The sequence below is a fragment of the Natronomonas sp. genome, from assembly GCF_036625485.1.
In the GTDB taxonomy this organism is placed as follows: Archaea; Halobacteriota; Halobacteria; order Halobacteriales; family Haloarculaceae; genus Natronomonas.
The window spans coordinates 1-5,517 of record NZ_JAZKTR010000159.1; the positions used below are offsets into that span (position 1 = coordinate 1).

Below are 5,517 nucleotides of genomic sequence, written 5' to 3' on the forward strand. Positions count from 1 at the left end.
GCCTTCAGCATGCACTCCTCGATGATGGTGTGGGCGCGGTCCCGCTTGGGGTTGAGCACGAGCGAGCCGTCCTCCTTCCGTTGTTCGTGGAGTTTCTCGGCGAGTTCGTAGGCGAGTTTGTTCTCCGTATGAAGGGGAGCGTCCGGGTCGTCGAGTCGCTCCTCACAGTCGTTGTAGGTCTGGCGGGCATCGGAGTGGATGACCGATTTGTAGATGTCGATGGACTCATGTGAGAGCGTCTCGCCGTTGATGTGCATCTCGACGGTGTGGGCGAGTCGGTCCTCGTTGGGCACGAGCGAACAGACCGTCTCGGCGAGGATGGGCGGCAGCATGTGAATCGTGTACCCGGGCAGGTAGACGGTGTTGCCGCGCTTCTGGGCTTCCTCCCACATCGTGGTATCGGGGTTGACGTAGTGGGTCACGTCGGCGATGTGGACCCAGAGGCGGTAGCCCTCCTCGGTGCGTTCGATGGAGATGGCGTCGTCGAAGTCCTGGGCGTCGGCGGGGTCGGTCGTCCACGTCGTCAGGTTCCGGAGGTCCTTTCGCTCTTCGAGTTCCTCCTCGATGTCGGCCTCAGGGTCGCTGGCCACCTCCTCGGCCTCGTCGAGTACTTCCCGCGGGAATTCGTCGCGAATCTCGAACTCCTCGAAGAGTTCCTCCCGCTTGTTTTCCAGGTGCCGGGCGAGTTCCTCGCCGATGACGACGGGGCCTTGCCCCTCCGCAGTGCCGGCATACGCCTGTTCGTCGGAGTCAGTCATACCGGCAGGTAGTAGCGAGGAGTAGTTAGGAGTTGTGTGCGACGGCTACTGCTGTGAGCCGCGTTCGTTCTCGCTGTCGGCCTCGGCGTCGACCGCCTCGCTGAATCGCTGGAGGAACTCCGATTGGGTGACGGCGCCGGCGCCCGCCTCCGACAGCAGCGATTCCAGACCCTTCCGGGGCTGGTGGCAGAGCGTCCGGTAGCAGGGCTTACAGAGGTGTTCGAACTCCTTGTCCTCGCGGTCCCAGCGGTCCCCGTGTTTGTCGTACTCGCGGGCCTTCGACCGGGGGACGCTCTCGCCGCAGGCGATGCAGGTCACCTCGGTCCCGCTTCCCCGTTGCCACATGACTCGGAGTAGCACGGGCCAGCACTTAGCGTTATCTAACGGGTGAGAATTCACCCACGGATCGCGCCGTATTTAAAAACATAAGGAGACGCGAACCGTGAGGTGGAGTATGGACCCGCGAATCCGTGAACACGCAGAGATCATCGTGGACCACTCGACCGGGGTGGAGCAGGGGGACAACGTCGTCATCAGTACGCCCACCGCCGCCGAGGACCTCGCCGTCGCCCTCCACGAGGTCGTCGGCGACCGGGGGGCGACGCCCTTCCACGTCGCCAGCAACCCCCGCGCCGACCGCGCCTATCTGCAGGCAGCCGACGACGAGGCTATCGAGACGCCCACGCACGCGAAAGCCCTCTACGAAGAAAGCGACGTACTCATCCGGGTTCGCGGCACGGCGAACGCGACCGAGCAAAGCGATGTCCCGCCGGAGACGCAGGCCGCCCACACCAAGGCCAACCGACCCGTTCAGGAGGTCGCCCTCTCGAAGCGCTGGTGTCTCACCCAGTATCCGACGCAGGGCCACGCCCAACTGGCCGGCATGAGCACCGAGGGCTACGAGAACTTCGTCTACGACGCCGTCAACAAGGACTGGGACGCCCAGCGCGAGCATCAGGCCCAGATGGTCGACATCCTCGACCCCGCCAGCGAGGTGCGCATCAAGAGCGGCGACACCACCGACGTGACGATGTCCGTCGACGGCATGAAGACCATCAACGACTACGCCGAGCACAACCTCCCCGGCGGCGAGGTCTTCACCGCGCCCGTCGCCGACAGCGTCGAGGGCGAGGTGCTGTTCGACAAGCCCCTCTACCATCAGGGCCGCGAGATCACGGGCGCCCACCTCGTCTTCGAGGAGGGCCAGGTCGTCGAACACAGCGCCGACCAGAACGAGGACCTGCTGACCGAGGTGCTGAACACCGACGACGGCGCGCGCCGCCTCGGCGAACTCGGCATCGGGATGAACCGCGATATCGACCGCTTTACCTACAACATGCTCTTCGACGAGAAGATGGGCGATACCGTCCACATGGCCATCGGCCGCGCCTACGACGAGTGCGTCGGCGAGGACCGCGAGGCCAACCAGTCCGCGGTCCATCTCGACATGATCGTCGACATGAGCGAGGACTCCTTCATCGAGGTCGACGGTGAAACCGTCCAGCGGGACGGCGCGTTCCGGTTCGAAGACGGTTTCGAAGCCTGAGCGGATCCGCCGCCGCGTAGTGGGCCTCGAGGGAGTCGATCCTCCCGACACCGTCGCCCCGGGCCGCGAGCGGTCCGGCCCGCGGTTCGCGGCGCGCCTCAGAACATCGTGAACTTGTCGCGGCGGTAGAGGTCGATCTCCGCGGCCATCGAGGGCGACTGCGTGGCCGCGAACAGGATGGCCTCGGCGATCTCCTCGGGCTCGGTGACCTCGCCCTCCTCGAAGCGCTCGGCGAAGGACTCGCCGTACTCGGAGCCGAACTCCGTGCGGACCTCCGAGGGGTTGACGACCGTCACCGCGACGTCGTCCTCGCCGACCTGCGCGGAGACGCTCTGGGCGAACCCGCGGGTCCACCACTTGCTCGCGGCGTAGACGGGGTTGAACGGCCGGGGGTACTTGCCGGCGAAGCTGCCGACGAAGACGAGCGCGCCGCTCGACTCGCGGAGGTGTGGCAGCGCCGCCCGCGTTGCGAAGAACATCCCGTCGACGTTGATCTCCATCATCGTCCGGTAGGCCTCGGTCGACATGTCCTCGACCTCGCTGCCGGCGGCCGTGCCGGCGTTGTTGACCAGGAGGTCGAGGCCGTCCAGCTCGTCGACGGTGGTCTCGACGAGCGCCTCGACCTCGGCCTCCTCGCGGACGTTCGTCGGGACGACGAGCGCCTCCGCGTCGTGGTCGTCCTCGAGGGTCGCCGCGAGATCCTCGAGGCGCTCGCGCCGCCGCGCCGCGAGCGCGACGTCCGCGCCCGCGTCCGCCAGCGCCAGCGCCGTCTCCCGCCCGATTCCCGAACTCGCGCCCGTGACGATCGCCGTGCTACCGTCGAGCGATTGGTGCTCCACCATGGGGAGCGTCACGGGCGGCAGCGTGTTAAACGTCCCCGCACGGAGGGTGGCGGTCAGGATACCGGCGAGGGGACCGGTGGCGGGCGAGACGCGAGAGAAATGGAAGTGGGGAAACGGACCGGGAACCGGACGTTACCGGCCGATCAGAGGGTACTGTCGGCGCCGACGACGGTGACCGACTCGACGGCGGCGTTGGCCTTCCGCCACAGGCGGTTGGTCGTCGAGTTGCCGCCGCCGCTGTGGTAGCCGACGAGGCAGATGTCGTCGGACGACGCGTCGGCGACGTTGTCGCCGAGATAGCCGTCGGTGCCGCCGTAGAACTTGTTGTTCTCACCCGTGAGGGAACCGGGGTGGCCCGACGCCGTCCCGATGGACGCAACGCCGAGGGCCGCACCTGCGGCCTTCAGTACCGCACGCCGGGTCTTCTCGCCGATGTCGATGTTCGGTTTCGGAAGCATGACTCTCTGTCCCAACCATCCCTATCCTCCCTTTGAAGGCTTCTGACAAACCCATCCAAACGTCGAGTTCTAAACGCCGACAAAAGCGTGGAATAACCGACAGAACCGTCAGTCAGCGATATCGACCGAGATCTGCGAATCGGGGACAACCCCCTCTTCTGTCCATCCGCGACGTTCGTAATAGTGGTCCAGACCTGCCTCGAATCCGGGGATGTCGTAGGGCATGTCGGCGTCGGCCGAGCGGTCGAATCCGCGCTCGTTGTTGAACGCGCGCTCGATGGAGACCACTCGCGCGCCAACGGAGAGGAGGTCCTCGAAGTCCGCATCGAACAGCGCTTCGAACGTCTCGGGCGACAGCGTGTCGCGCGAGAACCGACAGACGACGCCGCAGTCCTCGAACGCACGCAGGTTCTCCGATTCGACCAACTTCTCGGCCTTTTCGGCGGTGACACCTTCGGGGTCGAATCCCTCCGAGCGCTCGACGAGCGGGTATTCGTAGGCGTAGAAGGTGCTGTACATGTGGTCGGCGCCGCGGTTCGAGGTGGCAAAGCCGAGGCCCTGTCCGTTGAGCGCCCGGCCGTCATGGGCGGGGAACTCCATGCCTTTCGCCGTCCAATTCTCAACGCCCAACTCGTCGTGGCAACGGTCGATGCCTTCGGCGAGCGTGTCGCCCACGCCCTCCCGATGGGCGATCTTTTCGACTAACTCGTGGACCAACTCGGTGTTTCCGAACTCGTCTTCGGCCGAGAGGTACGCGGCGGTGGTGTCGCCACAGGAGATGGTGTCCAGCCCGTAGCGGTCACACAGGTCGTTCGAGCGCATTATCTCGACCATGTCGTCGACGGCGCAGTTGCCGCCGAAGGCCATCACCGTCTCGTATTCGGGGCCTTCCGTCTCGAGACCACTTTCCTCGTCCCGCGTCGGGAGTTTGCAGGCGAAGGCACACGCCGAACAGGTCCCCTTCCGGTATTTCTTCGATTCGACGACGTCACCGTTGATGGCCTCATGGCCTTCGAAGGACCGTTCGGAGAAGTACCGCGTCGGGAACGCCTCCATCTCGTTGCCCAGATCAACCACTGACGTCGTCCCCTGCCGTTTCATCACGTTGTCGGATTGAGCCGCCTCGCGATGGACTTCGGAGGCCTCGGCCGGGAATTCGACAGACGACTCGGCGTCGCCGTCGAAGGTGACTACCTTCACGTTCTTTGACCCGAGAACGGCCCCGAGGCCGCCGCGTCCGAACGCGCGTGACTCGCTCGTCATGATGGACGCGAATCGGACCCGGTTTTCGCCCGCCGGGCCGATACAGATCGTGTGCTCGGCGTTGAGGCCATGCTCCTCGTCGGCCCACTCGACCACTTCGGGCACCTCTGCGCCCGCGAGTGCGGGCACCTCCTCGAAGGTGACGCCATCCTCGCGGACGTGGACTGCCAGCAGTTCGTCGCTCGCCCCGACGAGTTCGACGGCCGCCGCCCCCGTTCCCGTCACGTTCCGCGAGAGGAAGCCGCCGGCGTTCGACGAGAGCAACCCGTCGGTCAGCGGCGAGACAGCCGTGGCGTTCATCCGGCCCGTAAAGGACATCTGGGAGGCCTGCATCGGCCCCGTCGTCAGGTAGAGTCGGTTCTCGGCCCCGAAGGGGTCAGCGTCGGTCGGAATACGCTCGGCAGCGAGTCGGGTCGCGACGCCCCGCCCGCCGACAAATGATGACAGCACCCCGTCGATATCCACCTCGGTTGCGGTCCGGTCCCCCACGTCGATCGAAACGAGAGGCCCCTCGATGTGACGCATGGACGGATACGAGGCACTGGAGCACATTAATCGTGAGGGCGGTGGGGCGATCGTTAGAACAAGAGTGTACGCCGAGCGTAGCGAGGTGTTTTCCCGGACGCGACCGAAGGAGCGTCCGGTAGCGA

At 65.6% G+C, this 5,517-nt stretch carries 6 protein-coding genes; 1 reads left to right on the top strand and 5 read right to left on the bottom strand.

All coding sequences use genetic code 11. The features are described 5' to 3' along the window. Both V5A53_RS12595 and V5A53_RS12600 read right to left on the bottom strand, forming a co-directional pair. Nucleotides 1-758 (bottom strand): ribonuclease catalytic domain-containing protein (locus tag V5A53_RS12595; RefSeq protein ID WP_332313968.1); only part of this gene is annotated, 758 nt, incomplete at its 3' end. A gap of 45 nt (nt 759-803) precedes the next feature. Then, entirely contained in the window at nt 804-1,103 is a 300-nt protein-coding gene (locus V5A53_RS12600) for a DUF7562 family protein (RefSeq protein WP_332313969.1), read from the bottom strand. Nucleotides 1,104-1,212: 109 nt separating this feature from the next. Between V5A53_RS12600 and V5A53_RS12605 the strand changes: the two genes are divergently transcribed. Then, nucleotides 1,213-2,304, top strand: a complete 1,092-nt coding sequence (locus V5A53_RS12605) for an aminopeptidase (protein WP_332313970.1) — start codon at nt 1,213-1,215, stop codon at nt 2,302-2,304. A gap of 98 nt (nt 2,305-2,402) precedes the next feature. On the opposite strand, the gene V5A53_RS12610 is transcribed toward V5A53_RS12605, so the two are convergent. The 3 genes from V5A53_RS12610 to V5A53_RS12620 form a co-directional block, all read right to left on the bottom strand. Next, nucleotides 2,403-3,146, bottom strand: coding sequence for an SDR family oxidoreductase (locus tag V5A53_RS12610; protein WP_332313971.1), 744 nt, complete (start codon nt 3,144-3,146; stop codon nt 2,403-2,405). Nucleotides 3,147-3,289: 143 nt separating this feature from the next. After that, entirely contained in the window at nt 3,290-3,604 is a 315-nt protein-coding gene (locus V5A53_RS12615; RefSeq protein ID WP_332313972.1) for a hypothetical protein, read from the bottom strand. A 108-nt stretch (nt 3,605-3,712) separates the two neighbouring features. Then, nucleotides 3,713-5,392, bottom strand: a complete 1,680-nt coding sequence (locus V5A53_RS12620; RefSeq protein WP_332313973.1) for an aldehyde ferredoxin oxidoreductase family protein — start codon at nt 5,390-5,392, stop codon at nt 3,713-3,715. Nucleotides 5,393-5,517 lie beyond the last annotated feature (125 nt).

Coding starts and splice junctions, on each gene's coding strand:
- V5A53_RS12600 (WP_332313969.1), bottom strand. CDS start 1,103: ATGTGGCAACGGGGAAGCGGGACCGAGGTGACCTGCATCGCCTGCGGC.
- V5A53_RS12605 (WP_332313970.1), top strand. CDS start 1,213: ATGGACCCGCGAATCCGTGAACACGCAGAGATCATCGTGGACCACTCG.
- V5A53_RS12610 (WP_332313971.1), bottom strand. CDS start 3,146: ATGGTGGAGCACCAATCGCTCGACGGTAGCACGGCGATCGTCACGGGC.
- V5A53_RS12615 (WP_332313972.1), bottom strand. CDS start 3,604: ATGCTTCCGAAACCGAACATCGACATCGGCGAGAAGACCCGGCGTGCG.
- V5A53_RS12620 (WP_332313973.1), bottom strand. CDS start 5,392: ATGCGTCACATCGAGGGGCCTCTCGTTTCGATCGACGTGGGGGACCGG.